The sequence below is a fragment of the Oleiphilus sp. HI0125 genome (assembly GCF_001635355.1).
This window is the reverse complement of the sequence record NZ_LWGF01000234.1, coordinates 1-1,006: the sequence shown is the minus strand read 5'-3', so window position 1 is coordinate 1,006 and position 1,006 is coordinate 1. Positions and strand designations below refer to the sequence as shown.

Genomic DNA, 1,006 nt, shown 5'->3' with positions numbered 1-1,006 from the left:
TATGTCTTCAAGAAGTTTACGTCGACACCTACAAGCTCAAGGCTTTAGCTTTCAAACAATCGTTGATCAAGAAAGACACGACATTGCCAAAAAGCTTCTCAGTTCAAACAAACAAACTATTCAAGAAATAGCGATTCTTCTTGGCTATAACGACGCGAGTTCATTTAGTCGTGCGTTTAAACGCTGGGAAAGCGCCTCACCAAAAGAATACCAACTTCAGCAACATCAAAAATCTTGACCTCTAGAGCCATGCATCTGTCCTTTTCTGTCATAGCACTTATTGCCATCTCGTTGAATAATCGCATCCTAGGAACAACTGGGCAGTAAATCGGCAAACATTGCCGAAGCAGGATGCACAATAAAAACAATATAGACGAACTAAAGGCCTGATTATGGAAACTAAAACCAAGAAACCTGGGTTTCTCGCACGACTCTTTTTCGGTTCAGCACTTGCTTTTGGCGCAAGCCAAGCAGCGGCTGACAACTGCTACATCATGGTTCACGGCCATGGAACAGACGGCTCATTCAAAAGCGGCACAAACCAACCTGCTTTAGATTATTGGAGCAACTACAACTTTAGCGAGTATGCTGGAAACAGCGCGATCACCGAGCTTATTGCTGGTTCAACAGATAACTACGCAATTGTCGGCTACAACTCTACAGACGAAGCGGGCTATCAATGGTGGCGCGATGAAGCGGCAGGTGAAATTGCACGTCAAATCATTGCAATTCGCCAAGGTAATGGCGATGGCTACATTCACCCTGAAGCGAACACACAATGTGCTGCCAATGACACTTTCTGGGTAGTTAGCCACAGCCAAGGCGCAACGGAAATGATGTACATTGCGGGCAACGCACTAGCGGGCTCTCCAAACTACAACACGGCCTACACACCTTCAGGTGGTGTGTCTGTAAACTTCGACGCTGCGATGTCAGGTCTGGCAGGCATCTTCACACTTGGTGGAGCAATCGGAGGAACCGAAGGTGCTGACCGCGTATGCAATGG

Annotated in this window: 1 protein-coding gene and 1 pseudogene; both read left to right on the top strand. The window is 46.9% G+C overall.

All coding sequences use genetic code 11. The features are described 5' to 3' along the window. Positions 1 to 238, top strand: a 238-nt coding sequence (locus A3762_RS03560) for a helix-turn-helix domain-containing protein (protein ID WP_068754121.1), incomplete at its 5' end; no start/stop codon positions are given. A gap of 154 nt (positions 239 to 392) precedes the next feature. Continuing rightward, positions 393 to 1,006: pseudogene (locus tag A3762_RS03555) on the top strand (hypothetical protein); the annotation flags it as partial.